The organism is Hydrogenophilus hirschii (assembly GCF_054656675.1).
Genome location: NZ_BAAHXQ010000001.1, coordinates 778,777 through 802,189 on the forward strand (window position 1 = coordinate 778,777; position 23,413 = coordinate 802,189).

The window sequence follows — 23,413 nt, forward strand, 5'->3', positions numbered from 1 at the left end:
CTCACTCATGAAAAGAAATACGTTTCGTTTGACGACGCTTGCCAGCGCGCTTTTTGTTGCGGGTCTTTCTTCGGCGCACGCAGGCGGCTTCCAGTTGCTGGAACAAAACGCGAGCGGGATCGCGAACGCCTACGCCGGTTCGGCGGCGGTGGCCGACAACGCGTCGACGATCTTCTTCAACCCAGCTGGGATGACCCAGCTTTCCGGCGCGAAAGAGGTTTCGCTGGGGTTGGCGGTCGTCAAACCCAGCTTCAAATTCGCCAACCAAGGTAGCCTGGCTGCGGTGCCGCCGCTGACACCGGTTCCGGTCCCCTTGACGGGATCGAATGGGGCCGATGCTGGGGATTGGGCGGCGATCCCGAACGGCTATTATGCGCAGCGGATCAACGATCGCCTCTCTGTGGGTGTCGGATTTGGCGCGCCGTTCGGCTTGAAGACCGAATACACCGACGATTGGGTTGGCCGGTTCCAGTCGACCCTGTTCGACATCAAAACGATGAACGTCAACCCGTCGGTCGCGTACCGCGTCAATGACAAAGTTTCGGTCGGCGCTGGCGTCAGCATCCAGAAGATGGAAGCGACCTATGACCGCTTTGCGAGTCTCTTCCCCCCGGCTTTTCAAAACACGAAACTGCGGCTCAAAGCGGACGATGTCTCGCTGGGTTGGAACGTGGGCGTGCTGTTCCAACCGACGGCCGCGACCCGTGTCGGTCTGTCGTACCGCTCCAAAGTCAAGCATACGCTCACCGGTACGCTGACCGCAAGCGGCGGTGCTGCCGCCGTGCTTTCCAACCCTGCGATCGGTGCAGCCGGGGTCAATGCGAAGGTCGATGTCGATCTGCCCGACACCTTCATCGTCAGCTTCACCCATCAGCTCAATCCGCGTTGGGAAGTGCTGGCGGACCTTTCGTGGACGGGTTGGAGCAGTCTCGACGTCTTGTCCATCTATCGTACGAGCGGCGTACAAGCTGGGACGACCGCCGACGTGCTCGATGCCCGCTTCCGCGACACCTGGCGCGTTGCGCTCGGCGCCAATTATCACTACAACGATGCGTGGACCTTCAAATTCGGGATTGCGCACGACGAATCTCCGGTCAAGAATGCCGATACGCGTTTGGTTTCGTTGCCCGACAACAACCGCATCTGGCTCTCTTTTGGCGCGCAATGGCGGCCCGATCGCGCAACCCGCGTCGATTTCGGCCTGGCGCACCTCTTCATCAACGACACGCGCATCAGCAACAACCAGATCACCAAGGGTAAAGGTTGGGTGATCGGCGAATATACCGGCAACATCTGGCTGGCGGGCGTTCAGTACTCCCGCTCGTTCTGACCGGATCGTCATTTTCTGCGAACCGCCCCTTGCGTGGGCGGTTTTTTTGTGCTATCTTTCAAACAAACGTTTGAACCAACCGATGGAGGCACCAGTGGAACGCATCATGATTCGTAAAGTAGCCGTGCTCGGGGCTGGGGTGATGGGGGCGCAGATCGCTGCGCATTGCACCAACGCGAATGTCCCGGTGGTGCTCTTCGATCTCCCCGCGAAAGAGGGGGACAAGAACGCGATCGTCAAGAAGGCGCTCGCAACCTTCGCCAAATTGGATCCGAAGCCGTTCGCGGCAAAAGATCGGGTGCAGTTCATCGAACCCGCCAACTACGAGACCGATCTCGCGAAATTGGCGGAGTGCGATCTGGTGATCGAAGCGATCGCCGAGAAGATGGAGTGGAAGCGCGATCTCTACGCCAAGATTGCGCCGCATTTGGCACCGCACGCAATCGTCGCGTCGAACACCTCGGGGCTGTCGATCGAAGCGCTGGCCGAAAGCATTCCGGAATCGCACCGCGCCCGCTTTTGCGGGATCCACTTTTTCAACCCGCCGCGCTACATGCCGCTCGTTGAGCTCATTCCGACCGCGCGCACCGACGCGGCGCTCATGGACGCGCTGGAAACGTGGCTTACGGTGCGCCTGGGCAAGTCGGTCGTGCGGGCAAAAGATACGCCGAACTTCATCGCGAACCGAATCGGGGTCTTCTCGATCCTTGCGGTGATGCATCATACCGAACGGTTGGGGTTGGGCTTTGACGAGGTCGATGCGCTTACCGGCCCGAAAATCGGTCGCCCGAAGAGTGCGACCTACCGGACCGCCGACGTCGTCGGGCTCGACACCCTGGCCCACGTGATCGATACGATGGCCACCCACCTCACGGACGACCCGTGGCATGGCTATTTTGGCAAGCCTGCTTGGTTGCAAGAGTTGATCGCAAAAGGGCAGCTGGGCCAAAAGACCAAAGGGGGGATCTACCGCAAAGAGGGCAAAACGATCCTGGTCCTTGACGTGCAGAAGGGCGAATACCGCCCGGCAGCCGGTGAAGTGGCGCCTGAGGTCGATGCGATCTTGGCCGAACGCGACCCGAAGGTGAAGTTCGAGAAAATGCGCACCAGTACCCATCCGCAGGCCCAATTCCTGTGGTCGATCTTCCGCGACGTCTTCCATTACTGCGCGGTGCACCTCGAAACGATCGCCGACAATGCGCGCGACGTCGATTTGGCGATGCGTTGGGGGTTCGGCTGGGCGATGGGGCCGTTCGAAACGTGGCAAGCAGCGGGCTGGCAAGCGATCGCCGAGGCGATCGCGGCCGACATCGCTGCGGGCAAGGCGATGGCGAACGTTCCGCTGCCGGCGTGGGTCGAAAAAGTCGCAGGGGCAGTCCATGGCCCGCAAGGTTCCTATAGCCCCGCCAAAGCTGCGTGGGTGGGTCGGCGCGCGTTGCCGGTCTACGAGCGTCAGCTCTACCCCGATCGCGTCCTGGGCGAAGCGACCATTGACCGCGGCGAGACGCTGTGGGAGAACGACGGGGTTCGGCTGTGGCGTCGTCCCGATCAGGATCCGCGCATCGGGATCGTCTCGTTCAAAAGCAAGATGCACGCGATCGGTGACGAAGTGCTCGACGGCGTGCTCGAAGCGGTGGCGCGCGCGGAGCGTGAACTCGACGGACTGGTGATCTGGCACGAAGCACCCTTTGCCGTAGGGGCGAACCTCAAGCAAGTCGCGGAAGCGTGCGCGGCAAGGCAATTCGATCTGCTTGAGCGCACGGTGGCGAAGTTCCAGGAAGCGAGCATGCGTCTCAAGCACGCCACGGTGCCGGTGGTCGCTGCGGTAGAGGGAATGGCGCTCGGTGGCGGGTGCGAATTCGTGATGCACGCGGCGCACCGCGTCTTCGCCCATGAGTCCTATGTAGGGCTTGTCGAAGTCGGGGTCGGATTGATTCCCGCAGGTGGTGGGTGCAAAGAGTTCGCATTGCAGGCGCACCGGATGGCGCAACGCGCAGCAGGCGGTGACGTCTTCCCGTTCATCCAGACCGCGTTCCAGACCATCGCGCAAGCGCAAGTGGCGAAGAGCGCGCTCGAAGCGATCCAGATGGGCTTCGGCCGCTTGGGTGACGACATCGTGATGCATCCGCGCGAGCTCCTCTACGTTGCGATCCGCCGCGCCCGGGCGATCGCGGAAGCGGGCTATCAGGCGCCGCTTCCCGAGCGTGAGATCGTCGTCGCGGGACGCAACGGGATTGCCACTTGTCAGATGTTCCTGATCAACATGCTCGAAGGCGGCTTCATCAGCGAATACGACTTCCGCGTGGGCACTGCGGTGGCACGGGCGCTCTGCGGTGGCGATGTCGAAACCGGGATGCGGGTCTCGACCGAATGGATTTTGGAGGTCGAGCGCCACGAATTCGTCGAACTCCTCAAACAAGAGAAAACTCAGCAACGGATTCAGCACATGCTGACCACCGGTAAGCCATTGCGCAACTGATCGAGAAGGGGAAGAGAAGATGAGTAAAGCGATTCAAGACGCCTATATCGTTGCGGCCGTTCGCACACCGGTCGGGAAAAAAGGCGGGATGTTCCGTCATGTGCGGCCGGACGACATGCTCGCCCATGTACTCAAAGCAGTAGTGGCACAAGTGCCTGAACTCGATCTCAACGAGATCGGTGACGTGATCGTCGGTTGCGCGATGCCGGAAGCCGAGCAGGGGATGAACGTCGCCCGCATCGGCTTGCTGTTGGCTGGCTTTCCGAACAGCGTCCCGGGGATCACCATCAACCGGTTCTGTTCCTCTGGTGTGCAGGCTGTTGCCGATGCCGCGGCACGTATCCGTTTGGGAGAGGCCGATGTGATGATTGCGGCGGGTACCGAATCGATGTCGGTGATGCCGCAGATCATGGGGAACAAAGTCAGTCTCAACCCGGCCGTGTTCGAGAAAGAGGAGAACTACGCGATCGCGTTTGGGATGGGGCTCACCGCAGAGAAGGTCGCCCAAAAATGGGGCATTTCCCGTGACGACCAAGACGAGTTTGCGCTGGCGTCGCATCAGAAAGCGCTCGCTGCGATCGACCAAGGGTTGTTCCGCGACGAGATCGCGCCCTATCCCGTGAAAACCCACCTGCCCGGTGCGCAGGGGGTAGCCCGTGTCGTCGAACAGGTTGCCGATACCGACGAAGGACCGCGTCGCGATACTTCACGCGAGTCGCTGGCGCGCTTGCGGCCGGTCTTTGCGGCACGGGGAACCGTCACGGCGGGGAACAGTTCGCAGATGTCGGACGGTGCGGGAGCGGTGCTCTTGATGTCGGAAGCAGCGGTGAAGCGCTACAACGTGACGCCGATTGCGCGGGTCGCCGCGTATGCGGTTGCGGGGGTTCCGCCCGAAATCATGGGAATCGGGCCCGTCGCGGCCATTCCCAAGGCGCTCGAACGCGCGGGCATCCGGCAAGACGATCTTGACTGGATCGAACTCAACGAAGCGTTCGCGGCGCAATCGCTCGCGGTGATTCGCGAGCTGGGGTTGGACCCCGCGAAGGTTAACCCGCTGGGTGGCGCGATCGCGTTGGGCCACCCGTTGGGCGCAACCGGCGCGATCCGCACCGCGACGGTGATGAGCGCGATGAAGCGCGACCCCAAAGTGAAATACGGAATGGTGACGATGTGTATCGGTACCGGTATGGGGGCTGCGGGCATCTTCGAACGCGTATGAAAATTAGCCAACTGAGCATCGGGGGGGCTCGATGCGCTCCCCGCTGATGCGCCATATCCCCCGCCGCTATTGGCACCACGTGCTGCGGTGGGGGTTCAACTTTTACCCCTCTTACCGGACGATTGGCGCGCGGGTCGAACGCATCGACCCCGATCTGCGCCGCATCGTCGTACGCCTGCCGCACACGTGGCGGACACGAAACCCCGCCGGTGCAACCTTCGGCGGCGCCCTTTACGCGGCCGCTGACCCCATGTTTGCGGTGATGCTGGCGTACAATCTCCCGGAGCGTACCGTGGTTTGGGACAAAGCCGCGTCGATTCGCTACCGGCGTCCCGGACGAACCACGCTGTGGGCCGAATTCGTCCTGCCAGAGACTGTCTTAGAGACGGTGGCGCACGAACTGGTCACCGTCGGCCGTTCGGAACCCACGTTCGTCGCTGTTTGGCGCGATGAGGAGGGACTTGAGTACACCACCGTGGAGAAGACGGTATTTGTCGCAACACCAGAATACATGCGCGCACGGCAAACGGCATAGCAAACCCTACGCACCAGAAAGAGGGATTTACGCATCATGAAAACGTACGAAACCTTGGTGATCACCGAAAAAGCGCCGGGGGTCTGGGCGCTGCAACTCAACCGTCCCGAATCGTTGAATGCGCTTTCGATGCAGATGCTCGAAGAGCTGGCCGACGCAGCGGGGATGCTGTACGACCTCCCAGAAGTTCGGGCGCTCATCATCATTGGCGCGGGGAATCACTTCATGGCTGGGGGGGATATCCGTGATTTTCACCGTTCGTTGGCGCTCTCCCCCGAAACCCGCAAAGCGCAATACCGCGCGGTGATCGAACGGGCGGCGAACGTCCTGGTCGAGCGGTTGACCCATGCGCCGTTCCCGGTAGTTTCCGCTGTGCGCGGCGCGTGCGCGGGTTTTGGGCTTTCGCTTGCGTTGATGGCCGATCTGGTGGTGGCGAGCCGCTCGGCGTACTTCACCACCGCGTACCTCAACATCGGGCTTTCCGCCGACGGGGGGATGTCCTATCTTTTGCCCCGCGCGGTCGGTGCGAAGCGCGCGGCGCGGTGGCTGCTCCTTGCCGAACGGTTTTCAGCCGAAGAGGCGCTTGCTGCGGGCGCGGTGAGTGAGATCGTCGCGGATGACCAGCTCGAAGCGCGGGTCATGGAAATTGCGACGCGTTGGGCACATGGTCCGCGCCATGCGTTGCTGCGCATGAAGCGGCTCTTGGCCGAGTCGATGGAACATACGTTGGAGGCGCAGCTGCTCGAAGAGGCGGATGCGTTTTCGGCATGTAGCGCAACCGAGGAATTTGCCGAAGGCGTCACCGCCTTTTTGGAAAAGCGCCCGCCGCGCTTTCCCGGGTGAGTCCTAAAACGCCGTAGCGTACCCAGTGCGCATGACTGCCTCCTTGCCCGAATCGATCCAGGTCCTTGAACGCGGCTGGTTGTCGTCGAACAGTGTTCTGCTCTTCGACGGCGAGACGGCAACGCTCGTCGATAGTGGCTACGTGACCGAAGCCGACGAAACGGTGGCGATGGTGAACGCCGCATTGCGGGGGCGAACCCTGACGCGCCTCATCAATACCCATTCCCATTCCGACCATATCGGGGGTAACGCGGCGGTCCAGCGCGCCTTTGGTTGCCGAATCACTGTTCCTGAGACATTGGCGCCGATCGTCGCCCGTTGGGACCGCACCGCGCTGTTACTCGATGTCGCCGGACAAAACGCAGAGCCCTTTTCCGTCGATGAGACGATCGCGCCTGGTGACACGTTCGTGGCGGGTGGGTTGTGCTGGGAGGCGATCGCGGCACCGGGGCACGACGCGACCGCGTTGGTCTTCTACAACCGGGAACACGGCGTTTTGCTCTCTGGCGACGCGCTCTGGGCCGATGGCTTCGGAATCCTCTTCGGGAACGTGCTGGGGAGTCATGACGCGCTACCGGATGCCCGCAATACGCTCAAGAGATTGCAGTCGCTGGCAGTCCAATGGGTGATTCCCGGGCACGGCGCCCCGTTTCAGGACTTTGCAGGCGCGCTCGACCGTGCGTGGGGGCGACTCGAAGCGTTTGCCAAGGAACCCGAGCGGATCGCGCGCAACGCGCTTCGCGCCTGTTTCGCGTTCTACCTGTTGGAACACCGGCGGTTGACGCGCGACGCGATCCGAAGCGCACTCGCCACGATTCCGCTCTTCGTGCAGGCCAACGACCGCTTTCTCCACCAATCACCGGAAGCACTCACCGAATGGGTTGCCGCGGCGCTGGTTGCTGCCGGGCGAGCGCGCTGGGAAGGGGAGACGTTGGTCGCGCTCATCTCTTGATCGGGTCACGGGTTTTTCTGCCGTTTCGCTGCCTCTTCGTCACGCAATACACGCCGTTGGATCTTGCCAGTGGTGGTCATCGGGAGTTCGGCGCGAAATTCGATCTCCCGCGGCGTTTCGTACGGGGCAAGATACTGACGCACGTGGTTGCGCAGCGTCTCGACCAGCGCGTCATTGCCTTGCCAGCCCGGTTGCAGGACGACGAACGCTTTGACGTAGCTGCCTTTCGTCTCGTCGGGCACGCCGATCACCGCGGCATTCACTACGGCCGGATGCTTCATCAAGCAGTTCTCGATTTCGTTGGGTCCGATGCGGTAGCCGCTGCTTTTGAAAACGTCATCGAGCCGGCCGCGATACCAGAAATAGCCGTCGGCGTCTCGCACCGCAAGGTCTCCCGTTCGCCCCCAGGCGTTGGGGTCGGACGGATCACCGAAAAATTTCGCTCGGGTCGCTTCGGGGTTGCGCCAATATTCGAGGAAGAAGATCGGGTCGAGCGTGCCGTGGCAGCTGCGTCGGACGCAGATCTCGCCCTCTTCGCCAGGTGGCAGTTCGTTTCCTTCGTCGTCGAGCACCGCAATCTCGTGTCCCGGATAGGGCAAACCGACTGCGCCGGGCTTCGCCGGCCAGATCGCGCGACATCCGCCCAGAAGGTAGTTGATCTCGGTCTGACCGAAAATTTCGTTGATCGTCACCCCCAGTTGCGTTTGCGCCCACCCCTGCAACGTTTCGCCCACCGCTTCGCCGCCGCTCATGATCGTGCGCAGATGCAAGCGGAAGTGGCGTTTGGGTTCCGGGCAGTGTTTCATCATCATTTTGAGCGCGGTGGGGAAAAGGAAAGTATTGCGTACCTCGTAGTGCGCCAAGAGCCAATAGGCTTTTTCCGGATCGAACCGTCCCCGGTATGCCAAGAGCGGCTGGCCGAAATACCAGGTGGGGAGGAGACCATCGAAAAGCCCCCCGGTCCACGCCCAATCGGCCGGTGACCAGAAGAAGTCGCGCCGTTGGGGATAGAAATCGTGCGAGCAAACGAAACCGGGTAGGTTGCCCAGCAGCGTGCGATGGGCCATCAACGCCCCTTTGGGGTTTCCGGTGGTCCCACTCGTGTAGATGATCACGGCCGGGTCGTCGGCTGCTGTGGTCACCAGGGAAAAATCGTCGGCAGCGGTGTCGAGCAACCGTTGCCAGTCCTTGATCCAACCATTTGCGGCACAGGCCGTCTGGGCGCGCACCAACAGGACGGATTCCAACTGGGGTAATTGTTCACGCAGCGCTTCCACTTTGGGCAGCGTCGATTCGTCGACGATCGCCACCTTCGCGGCAGCGTGGTTCAACCGGTATTCGAGCGCTTCGGGGCCAAAGAGATGCGAAAGGGGCAGGGCGATTGCGCCCATCTGGTACGCTGCGATGTGCGCGATCGCGGTTTCGGGGCGCTGCGGCAGGATGATCGCAACGCGCTCTCCTCTTGTGACACCCAACGAACGCAATGCATTGCTGAGGCGGTTGGCCGCTTTTTGGATCGCCCAAAAGCTCCACGTTTCCCGGTGGCCCGTTTCGTCCTCATAGAGCAGCGCCAGACGGCCACGGTCATCCGCCCAGCGCCGACAGCAGGCGTGCGCGATATTGAACCGCTTCGGGATTTGCCAGCGGAAATTGTCCCATAGCGCTTGCCAGCTGCCCGCTTTGCGGTCGATTTTCATGGTTGTCTCCTCTTTTGGTGTGAAAATGCATTGGGGTGATTCCATTCGGTCAGACGTCTGGGTAGAGCCAATGAACGGCTGCCACGGCTGCGGCGATCCCGGCCAGATCCGCAAGGAGCGCCGCAGCCAAGGTGTGCCGGATTCGCTTGATGCCAACCGCTCCGAAATAGACCGCGAGCACGTAAAAAGTGGTCTCCGTCGATCCTTGGAGGGTAGAGACGAGCCACCCCACCAACGTATCCGGCCCAGTTGCCGGGTCGCTCAGGATGCTTGCCATCACCGCATACGCGCCCGACCCAGAAAAGGGGCGAAGCAGCGCCATCGGCAATGCTTCGGCGGGTAATCCAATGGGTGCGGTCAATGGCGAGAGGAGTATGACGAACGCGTCGAGCGCCCCGCTTGCCCGCAGCATCGCAACTGCTACCAAGATCGCGACCAAGTAAGGAATGATGCGCAACGCCACCTGAAAACCGTCTCGCGCCCCTTCGACGAATTGCTCATAGACCGGGACGCGGCGCACCGCACCAAACAGGAGGAAGAGGACGATCAACCCGGGAACCAGCCAGGCCGAAAGCGCAGCGCCAACCGCGAGCGAAACCGGGATAAGCGCGAGGATGCCTGCAAAAAAAAGACCTGTCGCCCAAAGGGGGTAGGGCGGTAACGAAGGGGTTTCTTCTAGCGCTGCTTGGGTTTGCGGGTCCAGCGTCGCCTCGGGCGGCGGTGGAAGTTCCTGAGTTGCCGCTGCCCCGTGCACGTCACTGGGTGCTTCATCCATTGGCTTTACCACAGTCCGTCTGCTTCCCGCAGGAAAAAAACGCGCCAATCCCCACGCTGCAAACCCAGCGGTAAGTGTCGCGCAGGTGGTCGCGATCAGCGTGGTGGGCAGGATCGCGGCCGGATCGCTCGACCCCAAACTGGCACGCAGCGCGATCACCCCAGTGGGCAACAAGGTCAGTCCCGACGTATTGAGCGCCAGAAACATCGCCATCGCGTTCGTCGCCGTTCCCGGGTGGGGGTTCAACCGCTCGAGCGCCTCCATCGCGCGAATGCCAAAAGGGGTGGCGGCGTTTCCCAACCCGAGAAGATTGGCGGAAAAGTTCATCACCATCGCACCCATCGCCGGATGGTTCGCCGGTACGTCCGGAAAGAGGCGTACCATGAGCGGTTGCAACAAGCGCGCGATGATCAAAAGAAGCCCCCCTGCTTCGGCGATGCGCATCAACCCCAAAAAGAGGCTCATCACTCCGATCAACCCGATCGCCAAGGTCACCGCTTGCCCCGCGCCGTCGATCGCCGCTTTGGAGAGCGCTGCCATCGTTCCCGGTGCAGACGTGGTTTCCCGCCAGGCCGCGGTGGCGAACGCAGTGACGACCAGAAAAAGGAAAAATCGATTCATCGCAGAATTGCCCGGAGAAATCCTCGGTATTTTGCCCGCGATCGACTCGATGGGCTTTCTACAATCCTAACATCGGAAAGCCAGAATCGAAGCGGGGAGCGGGTGCGATGACAGCGTTCGTCATGGTGGTGATGGCGGTTTCCTTGGCGTGGTTGCTCGTCGAAGGGTGGCGGTGGTGGCGCGCGGGTCAGGCGCTTGCCGCCCACGCGGGCAACCCTTTCGCGACCCATCTGGAAACGCGTGCGTGGCAACAGGAGATTCAGCAGTTGCGGGTGGTCATTGCAACGCAGCAGCAGCAGATTGCCGCGTTGCAAGCGGAAATCGAAGCGATCAAAGGGGCTGCAGGAGAAGCAGCCTCTCACACGGATGTGCCCCGAACGTCCAACGTGTCGCCAGCGGCGGATGCCCGTGCGGAGCTCGGATCCACAACAGCTAGCGCGAACGTTTCACCGGAATACGCCGAACCGCTGGCGTTGGCACGTCGAGGGGCCGAACCGGAAGAACTGGTGAAACGGTGTGGCGTGTCGCTTGCTGAAGCGCAACTCATCTGGGCGCTGGCCAACGGCCCGCAGGAGGTTCGCCAAGAGGCGTGATCGCGAGCCATTTCGCGGGTGCTGGTGTATGATCGTAAAATAGAGGAAAAAAGGAGCACACCATGAAACTGACGAGTCCGGTGCTGGGGGAGATCGAGGTCGATGACTCGAAAGTGATCCACTTTCCCAATGGATTGGCGGGTCTCGGGCATCTCAAACAATTCGTGTTGGCCCACGAAGAACCGGCGCAGGGAGAAACGCCGCGCGTGTTCATTTTGCAGTCGGTCGACGACCCAGAAATCTCTTTCTCTTTGGTCGTGCCCGAAGCGTTGGGGGTGCGCTATGAGTTGGAACTCTCCGACGACGAAGTGGCGCTCCTTCAGGCGACGGCGCCAGAAGAGGTCGTGATCGCAGTGATCGTCCGTCGCGACGATGCGCACCCCGATAGCCATGGGCTCAAAGCCAACTTCATGGGGCCGATCCTCATCAACACCAACACCCGGCAAGCGATGCAAAAGGTGTTGGACCGCTTCAACTGTGACATCGTGATTCGTGGCTAAGGAGCATTTCGTCGATGAAACGAACGATCCACACCGCCAACGCCCCTGCGGCGATTGGCGCCTATTCGCAGGCCGTGCAAGCGGGTGATTTCCTTTATATCTCTGGCCAATTGGGGCTCGACCCGGCCACGAAGGCGCTCGAAGAGGGGTTCGAAGCGCAGTGCCACCGGATGTTCCAAAACCTCAAAGCGATCGCCGAAGCGGCGGGCGCGGGACTCGATCGCGCGGTGAAATTGACCATCTACCTCACCGATCTGGCCGATTTTGCGCAGCTCAACACGATCATGGCGCACTACGTTCCCGAGCCTTTCCCGGCGCGGGCTGCCGTTCAAGTTGCGGCACTCCCCAAAGGGGGACTGGTCGAAGCGGACGCGATTCTCTACCTCGGGCAGTGAGCGCATCGCCACCGCCACGCAGCCCCCTGGAGCAGTGGGCCGGCATCGGACCGGCAACGGTTGAGCGGCTTGCGCGCTTGGGCATCGAACAGCCAGAGGATTTCCTCTGGCTGTTGCCTTTGCGCTACGAAGACCTCACCCGCGTGACCCCCATTGCGGCACTGACTGCGGGGAGCGAAGCGCTCGTCGAAGGGGAGATCGTGCGGGTGGAAGAGCACACCCGCGGAGCGGGCGCGGGGAAGCAGTTGATCGTGCATTTGGCGGACGCAAGCGGAACGCTCGTCGGACGGTGGTTTCGGTACTACCCCAGCACGCAACAAAAACTGAAGGCCGGGCGGCGTTGGCGGTGGTATGGCGAGGTGCGTTGGCACTACTTCGGTGGGGTCGAGATGATCCACCCGCGCCTGATCGACCCCAAAACCCCGCTTCCTGCGACGCTCACCCCAATCTACCCCAGTGTCGAGGGGCTGAATCAACCCCACTTGCGGCGCTGGGTGGCCAAAGCACTTGCGGTGGTTGCGCTTGACGAATGGCTCGACGACGAAACGCGGCAACGGTGGCACTTCCCCGCGTTACCCAACGCCGTTCGCCTGTTGCACCAGCCGCCAGCTGGGCTTGTCCCCGAAAAGCCCGAGTGGCGCGCGGCCCGTGCCAGACTGGCGTTCGACGAGCTCGTCGCGCAACAAGCGTCGATGCGCCGCGCCCGTCTGGCGCGTCTGACGTGGGCAGCGCCTGCGATCAGCGGCACGGATGCCGATCGGGCGGAGCGGGCGCTTGCAGCGCGCCTGCCTTTTACCCTGACCAACGCCCAACGGCGGGTTGTGGGCGAAATCGCGCACGACCTGGCGCTGCCCACTCCGATGCATCGGTTGGTTCTGGGCGATGTCGGTAGCGGCAAGACCGTGGTGGCGGCGCTTGCGATCGCCCGCGCCGTTGGCGCGGGCTTTCAAGCAGCGCTTGCAGCGCCTACCGAAATCCTTGCCGAACAGCACGCGCAGAAGCTTGCGCCCTGGTTCGAAGGGGTCGCGCCGGTGGAACTGATCACCGCGAGCACCCCAGCGCGCGTGCGCCAGGCGCTGAACGAACGGCTCGAGCAGGGGGAACCGATGGTCGTCGTCGGAACCCACGCACTTTTTGAAACGCGCACGCCGCTGCCGCGCTTGGCGCTTGCGGTCATCGACGAACAGCACCGCTTCGGAGTGCGGCAGCGCGCCCGGTTGCGGGAAAAGAGTAGCGCTTGGCGGCCCCACCTCTTGATGATGTCGGCAACGCCCATCCCGCGTACGTTGGCAATGGCCTGCTACGCCGATCTCGACCTCTCGTTCCTCGACGAGCGGCCGCCTGGCCGCAAACCGGTGACCACGACGCTCCTGCCGCTGTCGCGAAAAGGAGAGTTGATCGCGCGGGTACGCGCCTGGTGCGCCAGTGGCAAACAGGTCTATTGGGTCTGTCCGCTCATCGAGGAGAACGAAACGCTTGCGCTCAACGCTGCCGAAGCGGTTTTCGAGGAACTGCGGCATGCGATGCCCGAGATCGCGATCGCGTTGTTGCATGGTCGGATGGGGCACGACGAAAAGCAGCAGGTGATGCGCGCGTTCGTTGCCGGAACCGTCTCGATTCTGGTGGCGACGACGGTGATCGAAGTGGGCGTCGATGTGCCCAACGCCAGCCTCATGGTGATCGAACATGCCGAACGGTTCGGTATGGCGCAACTGCACCAACTCCGGGGGCGCGTCGGGCGGGGAAGTAGTGAATCGTTCTGCGTTTTGCTTTATGACGAACCGCTTTCGGCGGTTGCGCGCGAACGGTTGGCAACACTGAAGCGTGAGAGCGATGGCTTTCGCATTGCCCAAGCCGATCTCAAATTGCGGGGCCCAGGGGAGCTCACAGGCGTGCGACAAAGTGGCGTGCCGATGATGCGGGTTGCCGATCTGACGCGCGACGAAGCCCTGATTCCAGCGGCGCAGGCGTTGGCCGACAAGCTGGTCCAAACGCAGCCGGAGCTGGTCGATCGATTGATCGCCCGTTGGGTACCCCACGCGCGGTGGGCACCCCATGCGTGAGGCATCCGCTGCTGGCTTCCCTGCACACTGGTATGGGAATGCAGTTGCCGTTCTTCCTGCGTGGCGCCGTTGGCTCTTTGGCAGCGGCTCCCTTACCGCCCGTCTCGAGGCACATTGCCAGCAGTTGCTTCGCGTGGCGCCGCTTGCGCAAGGGCGCGCGCCCGTTGCGTTCGACGAGCGGTCGCTCTTGGGCGTCTCAACGCGCATCGCCTGGGTGCGCGAAGTCGCGCTCATCGCCGACAATGTTGCGGTGGTCTTTGCCCGGTCCGTGCTCGTTGCATCGGCGCGCGCCGCCTGGCCGCTCTTTTTCCGTGTCGGGACTCGGCCGCTTGGGGCACTGCTCTTCGACGATCCTGCGGTATCTCGCGGTCCGATCGAAGCGGCGCGCATCGATTCACGACATACCTTGTGGCGCCGCGCCGCGCACCATGCGCTGTTGCGCTCGGGTGAGGAGCGCGCCGCGCTCTGGGCGCGCCGTTCGTGCTTCTGGCGGTTTGGAAAGACCTTGTTGGTTCAAGAACTCTTTTTGCCCGGTATCGCGACACTCGACCCCGGCTTGCATCAAGCGGGTGCGTGGCCGTCGCGTCGCGCTGTGAACCCGGTAGAATGACTGCTTTGTTCGTGCTTTCCCGATCCATGACGACCCGTTTCGCTGCGCTGTCCGCCTATTGGCGGTTGATCCGGGGTGATCGGCCCATCGGAACACTGTTGCTGCTTTGGCCCACATTCGTTGCCCTCTTTTTTGCCGCGCGCGGGCAACCGCCCGCCTGGACATTGACCGTATTTCTCATGGGAACCTTTCTGATGCGCTCTGCGGGCTGCGCGATCAACGATTGGGCGGATCGTGATTTCGATCGCAACGTCTGGCGCACCGCGGATCGTCCGCTGGCATCCGGTGCGATCCCGCACCACCACGCACTGTGGGTGGCAGCCGGGCTTGCGTCGTTGGCTGCGGTTTTTGCCGCGACCCTTGGGCGTGCGGTTTTGGTGTGGGCGCTTCCCGCTGCGCTCGTTGCAGCGATCTACCCGTTCATGAAGCGTTTTTTGCCGATCCCCCAAGTGGTTTTAGGCATCGCGTTCTCGTTTGGCATCCCGATGGCGTTTGTCGCGGTGCGCGACGCGGGGCTCTGGGGTTCGCTCGATGCGACGACATTCTGGCTCTTCGTCGGCAACCTCTTTTGGGTGATCGCCTATGACACCGCGTACGCGATCGCGGATCGTCCCGACGACCTCAAAATCGGGATTCGCAGCTCGGCGATTTTCTTCGGCCGCTGGGATGTCACGGCAATCGTCGCGTTGGAGCTCGCGGCGCTCTTTTGCTGGGCAGTTGCGGGGCGGATTGCGGTGGTTGGCCCCAGTTATTGGGCCGCGCTTCTCGTGATCGCGCTCTTTTGGACGGCACAATTGCCCGCATTGAGTACGCGTGATCCGAAAAAGGCCTTTCAGGTTTTCTTGGATCACAACTGGGCTGGTTTGATCTGGTTTTTCGGTACCGTCTTTGCTTGGGCGTGACCGCTTCCGAAACGAGGAGTAAACGATGAACGCGGTATCCCACCGCCCCCCTTTTCGTGCGCAGTTGGCTGCGTTGTGGGAAAAAGATCCGGGACGGCTTTTGTGCGTTGGGCTCGACCCGGACCCAGAGCGGCTCCCGCAGCCGTTACGGTCACTGCCCATCGCCGAAGCGGTGGAACGGTTTCTCGTTGGGGTGGTCGAAGCGACACTTCCGTATGTGTGTGCGTTCAAACCGCAATTCGCCCATTTTGCCGCACACGGTTGGGAAGCGGTGCTGACCCGGGTGGTTGCAGCGATTCGCCACCATGCGCCGGAGATCCCTGTGATCCTCGACGCGAAACGTGGGGACATCGGTTCGACCGCAGCGTTCTACGCGCAAGAGGCGTTTGCGCGTTATCAGGCCGACGCACTCACCGTCAACCCCTACCTCGGCACCGATTCGCTTTCGCCTTACTGGACGCGCTACCCCGATCGCGGCCTCTTCGTCCTGTGCCGCACCTCCAATCCTGGCGGCGATGATCTGCAATTTGCGTGTTTGGCCTCTGGCGAACGGTTGTATGAACATGTAGCGCGTTGGACGGTCGAACGCTGGAACCCACATGGGCAGACCGGGTTGGTCGTCGGGGCCACCTATCCGGAAGAGATCGCTCGTGTCCGCGCAATCGCTTCTTCTGCGCCGCTCCTCGTCCCTGGCATCGGCGCACAGGGGGGCGACATCGCAGCAACCGTTGCGGCCGGGTTCGCGTCGCGCGCGTTTCCCGCGCTCCTTCTCAATTCGTCGCGTGCGATTCTCTATGCCGATAGCGGTGACGATTGGCAAAGGGCGGCAGGGATCGCGGCGGAGCATACTGCACGCGCGATCGCTGCAGCGCTTCCCAACGTGTGAGCACTGGAGGTTGGACTGATGGTCGGCTATCTTCTGCGGCGGTTGCTGTGGTTGGTACCGACGCTCTTGGGAATCACCGTTGTCGTCTTCGTCGTGATGGCCGCTGCGCCGGGAGGCATCTCGGCGGCAACCTTGGTCGAAGGGCAGAATCTCGAACCCGAAGCGAAGCAGGCCCTCACCGAGTACTACAACCGGCTCTACGGCCTCGATCAGCCGCTCACGGTGCAATACCTGCGCTGGCTCAACCACATATCGCCGTTGGGTTGGGAAAGTGACGAAAGCGGGGCGCTTACCGGGTGGCCGACGTTCAAAACACCCGACCTCGGCGTGAGTTTTCGGTACGGACGACCGGTCGCGGATCTTCTTGCGGAACGGGTACCGGTCACGGTCCTGTTGAATCTCCTTTCCGCACCAATCATCTATCTGGGGGCGATCGCAATCGGTGTTGCCGCGGCGGCGCGGCGCGGTAGCCGTTTCGACCATCTTTCGTCGCTGCTGCTCTTGGTGTTGTGGTCGGCCCCGCCGATGCTGGTCGGAGTCCTGTTGATCGGCTTTTTTGCTTCCGCCGAATATTGGCACTGGTTTCCCACCGGCGGCCTCTCTACTCGCGAGGCGCTCGATGCGCCGTTTTGGCCGGTGACGCCGTCCTTTGGCGCTTGGTTGCTGCTCTTTGTGTTGCCGCTTGCGACGACCGGACTGTTTGTCGCCGCAGCGCGGCGCAGCAAACGTGCTGGGTTACGCCATCCTGTGGTCGCTGGGCTGGTTGGGTTGGCCGTCGGGTTCTTGCTCGTCCGGGTCACCGTGCCCATCTTGGCGCCGGGATTCCTCTTCGATCGCATTTGGCATCTGATCTTACCGGTCGTTACCCTCTCTTATGGAGGGATCGCGTTTTTGGCCAAACTCACCCGGGCGTCGCTCCTTGAGCACCTTGCCGCTGATTTCACCCGAACGGCCCGGGCCAAGGGGGTGCCGGAGCAGGTGGTGCTGTGGCGACACGTCTTTCGCAATTCGCTCTTGCCGTTGATCACCGTGACGGCGTCGCTGCTGCCATCGTTGATCGCCGGGTCGGTGATCGTCGAAACGCTCTTTTCGATCGATGGGATGGGCCGGCTCGCGGTCGAAGCGGTTCAAACGCGGGATCGAGAATTGGTGCTTTCTCTGACGTTGATTTCCGGTCTCTTGACCCTGATCGGCTATCTCGTCGCCGATATCGCGTACGCGGTCGCTGACCCAAGGGTGCGCTATGAAGGGTGATGTGACGCACAACACACTCCTGCGTCGCATCGCGGGAATGGGGGGCGCGGTGCGCTTTGCGCTCGTGTGGTTGGGGTTGCTTGCAACCGTCGCGGCCTGGGCACCGCTTTTGGCCAACTCACTGCCGCTCTGGGTCGAGCGCGCCGATGGTCGGTGGGCTTTTCCGCTTTTCGCGCAATTCACTGCCGAAGACGTCGCGTGGTGGGTCGGGTGGTGGAGCGCGGTCGTGTTGCTGCGTTGGCGCCGTATCTCGGCGGCGCGCCGTCTGGTTATCGGTTTGGGTGTGGTGGCGCTCACTTGGGGCATCGCCAGTGCGTTGCTCAAACCTTCACCGCTCGTGGTCTATGACGCCTGGCGGCAGGCAGAGCGTGCGGGGGAAGTGCGCCACGCGTTGTGGGCGCCGATTCCTTACTCTCCGAAAGATTATTTGCGCGATTACGGGGTCACGGCGCTCGAACCGCCGCTTGCCGCGATCCCAGAGCGGTGGCACTGGCTAGGAACCGACGACCAAGGCGGAGATGTCGCGTCGCGGATGATCCACGCGAGCCGCATCGCGCTATCGATCGGTTTCATCGCCACTGGCGTCGCGCTCGTGATCGGGGTAACGATCGGCGCTGCAATGGGCTATTTTGCGGGTTGGATCGACCTCATCGGGATGCGCTTGGTCGAAATCTTCGAAGCGGTGCCCACTCTGTTTCTCTTACTGACTTTCGTCGCCTTTTTCGAGCGGTCGCTCCCGTTGATGATGGTGATCATCGGGCTCACCGCCTGGCCCGGTTACGCCCGCTACACCCGGGCCGAATTCTTGCGCTTGCGCGGGATCGAGTTCGTGCAAGGGGCGATCGCTTCGGGATTGCCCATGCGTTCCGTGCTCTTTCGCCACATGTTGCCCAACGCCGTTGCGCCGCTTGCCGTTGCGGCGGCGTTTGGCGTCGCGTCGGCGATCCTGGCGGAAGCGACGCTCTCTTTTCTCGGACTGGGGCTCGTCGATGAACCCTCTTGGGGTCAGATGCTCAATCAGGCGGTGAAGAGCGCGGCATTCAACTGGTGGCTGGCACTTTTTCCCGGTGGTGCGATCTTGATGACCGTCTTGGCCTATAACCTCTTGGGTGAGGCGTTGCGCGACGCGCTCGACCCGCGCCTGGAGCGGAACGGGCGATGACGTTAGACCCTTTGCTCACGGTCGAAGGGCTCACCATCACACTGGCCAATGGTACAGAGCCGCTGGTTTCGGACCTCACCTTTTCGATTGCGGCCGGCGAAACGCTCGCACTCGTCGGGGAATCGGGGTCGGGGAAGTCGCTCACCGCGCAAGCGCTGTTGGGCCTTTTGCCTACGGGGGTTTTCGCGCCCGCGCTTGGGCAGGCGACCCTTTCCGGGATCGGCGGTAACCTCTTGGTGCCGGATGTCGCGGCACGAGTGCGCGGAGCGCACGTGGCAATGATTTTCCAAGAGCCGATGAGCGCGCTCAACCCAGTGATGACAGTCGGCGCGCAGATCGCTGAAGTGCTCGAATTCCACGCGCCGCACCTCTCGCTCCTCGGGCGGCAAGCGGCGGTGGCCGCTGCGCTTACCGAGGTGCAACTCGACGCCGAGCGGATCGCAGCCAGTTACCCCCATCAACTCTCGGGCGGCCAGCGGCAGCGGGCGATGATCGCGATGGCGCTGGTGGCGCAACCGAAACTGCTCATCGCCGACGAGCCGACTACCGCGCTCGACGTCACGGTGCAAGCGGAGATCCTGCAGCTTCTTCGTACGTTGCAACGCCGCCATGCGATGGCGATGCTCTTCATCACCCATGACCTGGACGTGGTCGCGCAAGTGGCCGATCGCGTCGCGGTGATGCAAGCCGGGCGCATCGTCGAAATGGGCACGGTGGCGGAGGTCACGCAAGCGCCCAAACACCCTTATACCCGGCGTCTGTGGGCCGCGCAGCCGCGTCATCTTCCTCCCCGCCCGAAAGGGTGCCGCCAAACGGGCATGAGTACGAGTGCATCGCCCAATGAGGCTGACACCGCGTGTGCAGCTGTGCCCAGCGACGCCTCGATTCTGGACGCACGCAATCTGCGGGTCTATTTCCCGATTCAGCGTGGCGTGCTCCGGCGTACGGTTGGATACGTCAAAGCGCTGGACGGCGTGGATCTTACGATTCGGCGCGGTGAAGTGGTCGCCGTGGTCGGAGAGTCGGGATCAGGCAAGAGCACGTTGGGGCGCGCGGTACTCGGTTTGCAGCCGCTCACCGCTGGGACGCTTTCGCTCTTTGGTACACCGATGCAAAACCGTCCGCGCCACGCGTGGCAACCCGTGCGACGTCGTGTCCAGGTGGTTTTTCAAGATCCGTTCGCATCGCTCAACCCGAAACGGCGCATTGGTGCGCTCATCACCGAACCCATGGCGGTGCATCGCATCGGCGTCGACGACGCCGATCGGTGGCAACGGGCCCAAGCGTGGGTGACGGCTTTGGGTTTGCCGGCAGAGACGTTACAGCGTTATCCGCACGAATTTTCGGGAGGACAGCGGCAACGGATCGCGATCGCGAAGGCATTGGCGCTTGAACCGGAGCTGCTCGTCTGCGATGAGATCACCAGTGCGCTCGATGTCACGCTGCAAGCGGAAATTTTGCAACGGTTGGCGCACCTGGTGGTCGAACGTGGCCTGTCGCTCCTTTTCATCACCCACAACATGGCGGTGGTCGAGTACTTGGCCGATCGGGTGGTGGTCCTCTACCGCGGAAAAGTGGTCGAAAGCGGGGAGACAGCCACAGTGCTCAATCGTCCGGAGCATCCGTACACCCAACAGCTCCTGACCGCAGCTGGATTCAATCGCTAGTAGACGCTTTGATGCGCGCATACGCGGCAAGCGCTCGGGCGCGGGAAGCGACGAGCGAAACGATTGGCTGAGGGTAACTCTTTCCCAAAAAGAGTCCGGCCGCTTCCCGAGTTGCCTCGGATGCCGTCCACGGCGCGAAACGCGCGGGTGTCGGGAGCTTAGCGAGTTCGGGAAGGTAGGTAGCGATGAACGATCCGTCCGGGTCGAATTTTTCCGCTTGTAACACGGGGTTGAAGATGCGAAAGTAGGGCGCTGCATCGGCGCCACATCCTGCGACCCACTGCCAACTGGCTACGTTGCTGGCCAGAGTGTAATCGACGAGCGTATCGCGAAACCACGCCTCACCCACGCGCCAGTGAAGCAGCAGATTCTTGGTCAGGAATGAGGCGACCACCATCCGCAACCGGTTGTGCAGGTAACCGGTGCGCCAAAGCGCGCGCATCGCGGCGTCGACGATCGGGATTCCAGTTTCGCCCCGTTGCCAGCGACGACACAGCGTGTCGTCCTCCTCCCAGGGAAAGGCGGTGAATTCGGGGCGGAACGGTTCGGTGACCATCTGGGGAAAGTGAACCAAGAGGTAGTGTGCGAACTCTCGCCAAGCGAGCTCAGCGCGGAATTTTGCGACATCGCGGGCCGAAGCCCGTCCTGCTACCGCGTACCACAGGGTGTTCGGTGAGATCTCTCCGTGCGCCAAATAGGGGGAAAGGCGCGAGGTATGGGGGCGTGCCGGAAAGTCGCGCCCCGAGGCATACCCGGCAAGGCCGTTTGCCAAAAAGGCGTCGAGCCGAGTGTGGGCAGCTGCTTCACCGATCGTCCACTGCGTCCCCAGCTTTCGCTCCCATTCGGCTTCCGGTGCTGGCTCGACGCCCGGTTCCGACGCGGCACGGGGAACTAGGGTAAGGTCTGGCGCGGGAAGCGGCGTGCGGGGCGATGGCGCAGCGAGGCACCCCTTTTGAAAGAACGGCGTGAAGACGCGGTATGGCGTACCGTCCGGCTTGGCGATCGTTTCTGGGTCCCAGAGCAGGGACCCGTTGCGGCGCACCACTTCAACCCCAAGCTCGGTCAAGGAAGTGGCGAGCAGGGTGTCACGCGCGCGGACGCACGGTTCATACGCTTCGGTCCACGTCACCCGACGCACCCCGTAGCGGCGCACCAAATCGGGAAGCAGCACGGACGGATCGCCACGAAAAAAGCGAAGATTTCCTTTCAGCGCGTCGTCGAGTGCAACGAGCGAACGGCGTGTCCACCATCGATACGCGGGACCCGGCGCTTCGTTTGGTGGGATCGTGGTATCGTCGATCCAGACCGGAACCACCGCACCAAAACGCGCGGCTTCGGTCAAAGCCGGGTTGTCGCGCAGCCGGAGGTCACTCCGGAACCAGTGCAGTGCCACCGGGGCGTTTTCTGAAGCGAAGGCAATCATGGGTGTGATCTCGGTGAGCAATTCCCCAACAAGCGGTTTGCTATCAAGCGGTTCGAGACGGGCACGCAGCGATCCACTGCGCGATCTGACGCCGCATCGCTTCGAGTTCGTGACTGGCGACTGGAAGCAATAGCAACGACATGCCATAAACGTAAGCGTAGAGGAGCGCTGCGCGGGCTGTCGCGGTCGCTTCGTCCAGACCACACGCCAAGAACAAGCGCCGTGCCCGGTCGAGTCGCACCGCATCGACTTCACTCACGACCGCAGCCGCTGCTTCGTCACGCCGTGCCCATTCACGTACCGCCAATTCGATCAGAATACCTCGGGGGTTCCGGCTTGCGCTATAGACATCGATCACGTGCAAAAGTTGTTCTGCTTCCGTACCGGATGGACACCGGGTTTGCTTGTCGATATCGGCAATTCGCCCCGCTTTCCAGTGTTCGAGCACGGCCAGATGGAGATCGCGGCGATCTTTGAAGTGCCAGTAAAAGCTCCCTTTGGTGACGCCCAGGCGGTGCGCGAGCCGTTCGACCCGTAAACCGGCAATCCCCTCTTTGGCCAAGAGGTCGATCGCGGCGCGAATCCACGCGTCGCGGTTGAGCGATTTGCTCGGCAGGTTTTGGGGTTGATTCATATCAAACAGTTGTTCGAAAACCTCTTGACGCAACGGTGTAACTGCGCTATCGTATCTTCCATACGATACCGTATGGTAAACCGTCGTTCATCCAAAAGCAAGGAGCAAGCGCGATGAAAATTTTGGTCCCTGTCAAGCGCGTGGTCGATTACAACGTCAAGATTCGAGTCAAACCTGATGGTAGCGGTGTCGATACCGCGAACGTCAAAATGTCGATGAACCCCTTCGACGAAATTGCCGTCGAAGAGGCGGTGCGCCTCAAAGAGAAAGGCGCCGCCAGCGAAGTCGTCGCGGTGAGTGCTGGGGTTGCCGCGTGTCAAGAGACGCTGCGTACGGCGCTCGCGTTGGGCGCGGATCGCGCGATTCTGGTCAATACCGAAGTCGAGCTGCAGCCGCTCGCGGTGGCAAAGCTTTTGGCTGCGCTGGTCGCCAAAGAGTCGCCGCAGCTTGTGATCATGGGTAAGCAAGCGATCGACGACGACGCGAACCAAACCGGACAGATGCTCGCGGCGTTGCTCAATTGGCCGCAAGCGACGTTCGCGTCGAAAGTCGAGGTCGACACGGGCGCGCAAACCGTCACCGTGACGCGCGAGATCGACGGGGGTTTGGAAACCCTGAAAATGGCGCTTCCTGCGGTGATCACCACCGATTTGCGCCTCAACGAACCGCGTTTTGCGTCGTTGCCCAACATCATGAAAGCGAAAAGAAAGCCGCTCGACACCGTCACCCCAGAGGCGCTCGGTGTCGATGTCACCCCGCGGATCCGAACGCTCAAAGTCGAAGAACCCCCGAAACGGCAAGGCGGCGTGAAAGTGGCCGACGTCGACGAGTTGATCGCGAAGTTGAAGAACGAAGCCAAAGTCATCTAACCGA

The 23,413-nt window shown here is 62.1% G+C and carries 21 protein-coding genes; 17 read left to right on the top strand and 4 right to left on the bottom strand.

Going from position 1 to position 23,413, the window contains the following annotated elements:
- Window positions 1-7 precede the first annotated feature (7 nt).
- The 6 genes from ACYQ4Z_RS03855 (at window position 8) to ACYQ4Z_RS03880 (ending at window position 7,358) form a co-directional block, all read left to right on the top strand.
- Window positions 8-1,330: an OmpP1/FadL family transporter gene (locus ACYQ4Z_RS03855; RefSeq protein ID WP_459860101.1), complete on the top strand. Its 1,323-nt coding sequence runs from the start codon at window positions 8-10 to the stop codon at window positions 1,328-1,330.
- Window positions 1,331-1,424: 94 nt separating this feature from the next.
- The gene (locus tag ACYQ4Z_RS03860) at window positions 1,425-3,809 is read left to right on the top strand and encodes a 3-hydroxyacyl-CoA dehydrogenase/enoyl-CoA hydratase family protein (protein WP_459860103.1); all 2,385 of its coding nucleotides are present in this window, start codon (window positions 1,425-1,427) and stop codon (window positions 3,807-3,809) included.
- Between the two features lie 19 nt (window positions 3,810-3,828).
- Window positions 3,829-5,028 (top strand): acetyl-CoA C-acyltransferase, encoded by a 1,200-nt coding sequence (locus ACYQ4Z_RS03865; protein WP_119335015.1) that lies wholly within the window; start codon window positions 3,829-3,831, stop codon window positions 5,026-5,028.
- A gap of 31 nt (window positions 5,029-5,059) precedes the next feature.
- A complete protein-coding gene (locus ACYQ4Z_RS03870; RefSeq protein WP_119335016.1) occupies window positions 5,060-5,563 on the top strand; it encodes a DUF4442 domain-containing protein in 504 nt (167 codons plus the stop codon).
- Window positions 5,564-5,599: 36 nt separating this feature from the next.
- On the top strand, window positions 5,600-6,406 hold the full coding sequence (locus ACYQ4Z_RS03875; protein ID WP_219973204.1) for an enoyl-CoA hydratase/isomerase family protein: 807 nt from the start codon (window positions 5,600-5,602) through the stop codon (window positions 6,404-6,406).
- Window positions 6,407-6,437: 31 nt separating this feature from the next.
- Window positions 6,438-7,358, top strand: a complete 921-nt coding sequence (locus ACYQ4Z_RS03880) for an MBL fold metallo-hydrolase (RefSeq protein ID WP_219973203.1) — start codon at window positions 6,438-6,440, stop codon at window positions 7,356-7,358.
- A gap of 5 nt (window positions 7,359-7,363) precedes the next feature.
- On the opposite strand, the gene ACYQ4Z_RS03885 is transcribed toward ACYQ4Z_RS03880, so the two are convergent.
- Together ACYQ4Z_RS03885 and ACYQ4Z_RS03890 are read right to left on the bottom strand one after the other, a co-directional pair.
- Window positions 7,364-9,055 (bottom strand): acetate--CoA ligase, encoded by a 1,692-nt coding sequence (locus tag ACYQ4Z_RS03885; protein ID WP_459860104.1) that lies wholly within the window; start codon window positions 9,053-9,055, stop codon window positions 7,364-7,366.
- A gap of 49 nt (window positions 9,056-9,104) precedes the next feature.
- Window positions 9,105-10,451, bottom strand: a complete 1,347-nt coding sequence (locus ACYQ4Z_RS03890) for a nucleoside recognition domain-containing protein (RefSeq protein WP_459860105.1) — start codon at window positions 10,449-10,451, stop codon at window positions 9,105-9,107.
- A 107-nt stretch (window positions 10,452-10,558) separates the two neighbouring features.
- Between ACYQ4Z_RS03890 and ACYQ4Z_RS03895 the strand changes: the two genes are divergently transcribed.
- The 10 genes from ACYQ4Z_RS03895 (at window position 10,559) to ACYQ4Z_RS03940 (ending at window position 20,483) form a co-directional block, all read left to right on the top strand.
- Window positions 10,559-11,044, top strand: coding sequence for a DUF2802 domain-containing protein (locus ACYQ4Z_RS03895; protein WP_219973199.1), 486 nt, complete (start codon window positions 10,559-10,561; stop codon window positions 11,042-11,044).
- A gap of 62 nt (window positions 11,045-11,106) precedes the next feature.
- Window positions 11,107-11,544: a flagellar assembly protein FliW gene (gene fliW, locus ACYQ4Z_RS03900; protein WP_219973198.1), complete on the top strand. Its 438-nt coding sequence runs from the start codon at window positions 11,107-11,109 to the stop codon at window positions 11,542-11,544.
- 14 nt (window positions 11,545-11,558) lie between these two features.
- Window positions 11,559-11,939 carry a RidA family protein gene (locus ACYQ4Z_RS03905; RefSeq protein ID WP_459860107.1) on the top strand — a complete coding sequence of 127 codons (381 nt, stop codon included), beginning with the start codon at window positions 11,559-11,561 and terminating at the stop codon, window positions 11,937-11,939.
- Window positions 11,936-14,002 (top strand): ATP-dependent DNA helicase RecG, encoded by a 2,067-nt coding sequence (gene recG / locus ACYQ4Z_RS03910; protein ID WP_459860108.1) that lies wholly within the window; start codon window positions 11,936-11,938, stop codon window positions 14,000-14,002. Before ACYQ4Z_RS03905 ends, recG begins: the two co-directional genes overlap by 4 nt.
- Window positions 13,995-14,612, top strand: coding sequence for a chorismate--pyruvate lyase family protein (locus tag ACYQ4Z_RS03915; protein ID WP_459860109.1), 618 nt, complete (start codon window positions 13,995-13,997; stop codon window positions 14,610-14,612). Before recG ends, ACYQ4Z_RS03915 begins: the two co-directional genes overlap by 8 nt.
- Window positions 14,613-14,638: 26 nt before the next feature.
- A complete protein-coding gene (gene ubiA / locus ACYQ4Z_RS03920; protein WP_459860110.1) occupies window positions 14,639-15,514 on the top strand; it encodes a 4-hydroxybenzoate octaprenyltransferase in 876 nt (291 codons plus the stop codon).
- Between the two features lie 25 nt (window positions 15,515-15,539).
- Window positions 15,540-16,400: an orotidine-5'-phosphate decarboxylase gene (gene pyrF / locus ACYQ4Z_RS03925; RefSeq protein WP_459860111.1), complete on the top strand. Its 861-nt coding sequence runs from the start codon at window positions 15,540-15,542 to the stop codon at window positions 16,398-16,400.
- Between the two features lie 18 nt (window positions 16,401-16,418).
- Complete coding sequence (locus ACYQ4Z_RS03930; RefSeq protein WP_459860112.1) at window positions 16,419-17,654, top strand: ABC transporter permease; 1,236 nt, start codon at window positions 16,419-16,421, stop codon at window positions 17,652-17,654.
- Window positions 17,644-18,816: an ABC transporter permease gene (locus ACYQ4Z_RS03935; protein WP_459860113.1), complete on the top strand. Its 1,173-nt coding sequence runs from the start codon at window positions 17,644-17,646 to the stop codon at window positions 18,814-18,816. The genes ACYQ4Z_RS03930 and ACYQ4Z_RS03935 overlap by 11 nt, the downstream gene beginning before the upstream one ends.
- An 11-nt stretch (window positions 18,817-18,827) precedes the next feature.
- Window positions 18,828-20,483: an ABC transporter ATP-binding protein gene (locus tag ACYQ4Z_RS03940; RefSeq protein WP_438438968.1), complete on the top strand. Its 1,656-nt coding sequence runs from the start codon at window positions 18,828-18,830 to the stop codon at window positions 20,481-20,483.
- Here the strand turns inward: ACYQ4Z_RS03940 and ACYQ4Z_RS03945 are convergent.
- Together ACYQ4Z_RS03945 and ACYQ4Z_RS03950 are read right to left on the bottom strand one after the other, a co-directional pair.
- Window positions 20,473-21,906, bottom strand: a complete 1,434-nt coding sequence (locus ACYQ4Z_RS03945) for a cryptochrome/photolyase family protein (protein WP_459860114.1) — start codon at window positions 21,904-21,906, stop codon at window positions 20,473-20,475. The two genes, ACYQ4Z_RS03940 and ACYQ4Z_RS03945, sit on opposite strands and share 11 nt — an antisense overlap.
- Before the next feature lie 43 nt (window positions 21,907-21,949).
- Complete coding sequence (locus tag ACYQ4Z_RS03950; protein WP_119336092.1) at window positions 21,950-22,540, bottom strand: TetR/AcrR family transcriptional regulator; 591 nt, start codon at window positions 22,538-22,540, stop codon at window positions 21,950-21,952.
- Window positions 22,541-22,653: 113 nt separating this feature from the next.
- On the opposite strand from ACYQ4Z_RS03950, the gene ACYQ4Z_RS03955 reads away from it, so the two are divergent.
- The gene (locus ACYQ4Z_RS03955) at window positions 22,654-23,409 is read left to right on the top strand and encodes an electron transfer flavoprotein subunit beta/FixA family protein (RefSeq protein ID WP_459860115.1); all 756 of its coding nucleotides are present in this window, start codon (window positions 22,654-22,656) and stop codon (window positions 23,407-23,409) included.
- Window positions 23,410-23,413: the final 4 nt, after the last annotated feature.

Excerpts from the sequence above, each read along its gene's own strand:
- ACYQ4Z_RS03855 (WP_459860101.1), top strand. The coding sequence starts at position 8 with ATGAAAAGAAATACGTTTCGTTTGACGACGCTTGCCAGCGCGCTTTTT.
- ACYQ4Z_RS03865 (WP_119335015.1), top strand. The coding sequence starts at position 3,829 with ATGAGTAAAGCGATTCAAGACGCCTATATCGTTGCGGCCGTTCGCACA.
- ACYQ4Z_RS03870 (WP_119335016.1), top strand. The coding sequence starts at position 5,060 with ATGCGCTCCCCGCTGATGCGCCATATCCCCCGCCGCTATTGGCACCAC.
- ACYQ4Z_RS03875 (WP_219973204.1), top strand. The coding sequence starts at position 5,600 with ATGAAAACGTACGAAACCTTGGTGATCACCGAAAAAGCGCCGGGGGTC.
- ACYQ4Z_RS03880 (WP_219973203.1), top strand. The coding sequence starts at position 6,438 with ATGACTGCCTCCTTGCCCGAATCGATCCAGGTCCTTGAACGCGGCTGG.
- ACYQ4Z_RS03885 (WP_459860104.1), bottom strand. The coding sequence starts at position 9,055 with ATGAAAATCGACCGCAAAGCGGGCAGCTGGCAAGCGCTATGGGACAAT.
- ACYQ4Z_RS03890 (WP_459860105.1), bottom strand. The coding sequence starts at position 10,451 with ATGAATCGATTTTTCCTTTTTCTGGTCGTCACTGCGTTCGCCACCGCG.
- ACYQ4Z_RS03895 (WP_219973199.1), top strand. The coding sequence starts at position 10,559 with ATGACAGCGTTCGTCATGGTGGTGATGGCGGTTTCCTTGGCGTGGTTG.
- fliW (WP_219973198.1), top strand. The coding sequence starts at position 11,107 with ATGAAACTGACGAGTCCGGTGCTGGGGGAGATCGAGGTCGATGACTCG.
- ACYQ4Z_RS03905 (WP_459860107.1), top strand. The coding sequence starts at position 11,559 with ATGAAACGAACGATCCACACCGCCAACGCCCCTGCGGCGATTGGCGCC.
- ACYQ4Z_RS03915 (WP_459860109.1), top strand. The coding sequence starts at position 13,995 with ATGCGTGAGGCATCCGCTGCTGGCTTCCCTGCACACTGGTATGGGAAT.
- ubiA (WP_459860110.1), top strand. The coding sequence starts at position 14,639 with ATGACGACCCGTTTCGCTGCGCTGTCCGCCTATTGGCGGTTGATCCGG.
- pyrF (WP_459860111.1), top strand. The coding sequence starts at position 15,540 with ATGAACGCGGTATCCCACCGCCCCCCTTTTCGTGCGCAGTTGGCTGCG.
- ACYQ4Z_RS03930 (WP_459860112.1), top strand. The coding sequence starts at position 16,419 with ATGGTCGGCTATCTTCTGCGGCGGTTGCTGTGGTTGGTACCGACGCTC.
- ACYQ4Z_RS03935 (WP_459860113.1), top strand. The coding sequence starts at position 17,644 with ATGAAGGGTGATGTGACGCACAACACACTCCTGCGTCGCATCGCGGGA.
- ACYQ4Z_RS03945 (WP_459860114.1), bottom strand. The coding sequence starts at position 21,906 with ATGATTGCCTTCGCTTCAGAAAACGCCCCGGTGGCACTGCACTGGTTC.
- ACYQ4Z_RS03950 (WP_119336092.1), bottom strand. The coding sequence starts at position 22,540 with ATGAATCAACCCCAAAACCTGCCGAGCAAATCGCTCAACCGCGACGCG.
- ACYQ4Z_RS03955 (WP_459860115.1), top strand. The coding sequence starts at position 22,654 with ATGAAAATTTTGGTCCCTGTCAAGCGCGTGGTCGATTACAACGTCAAG.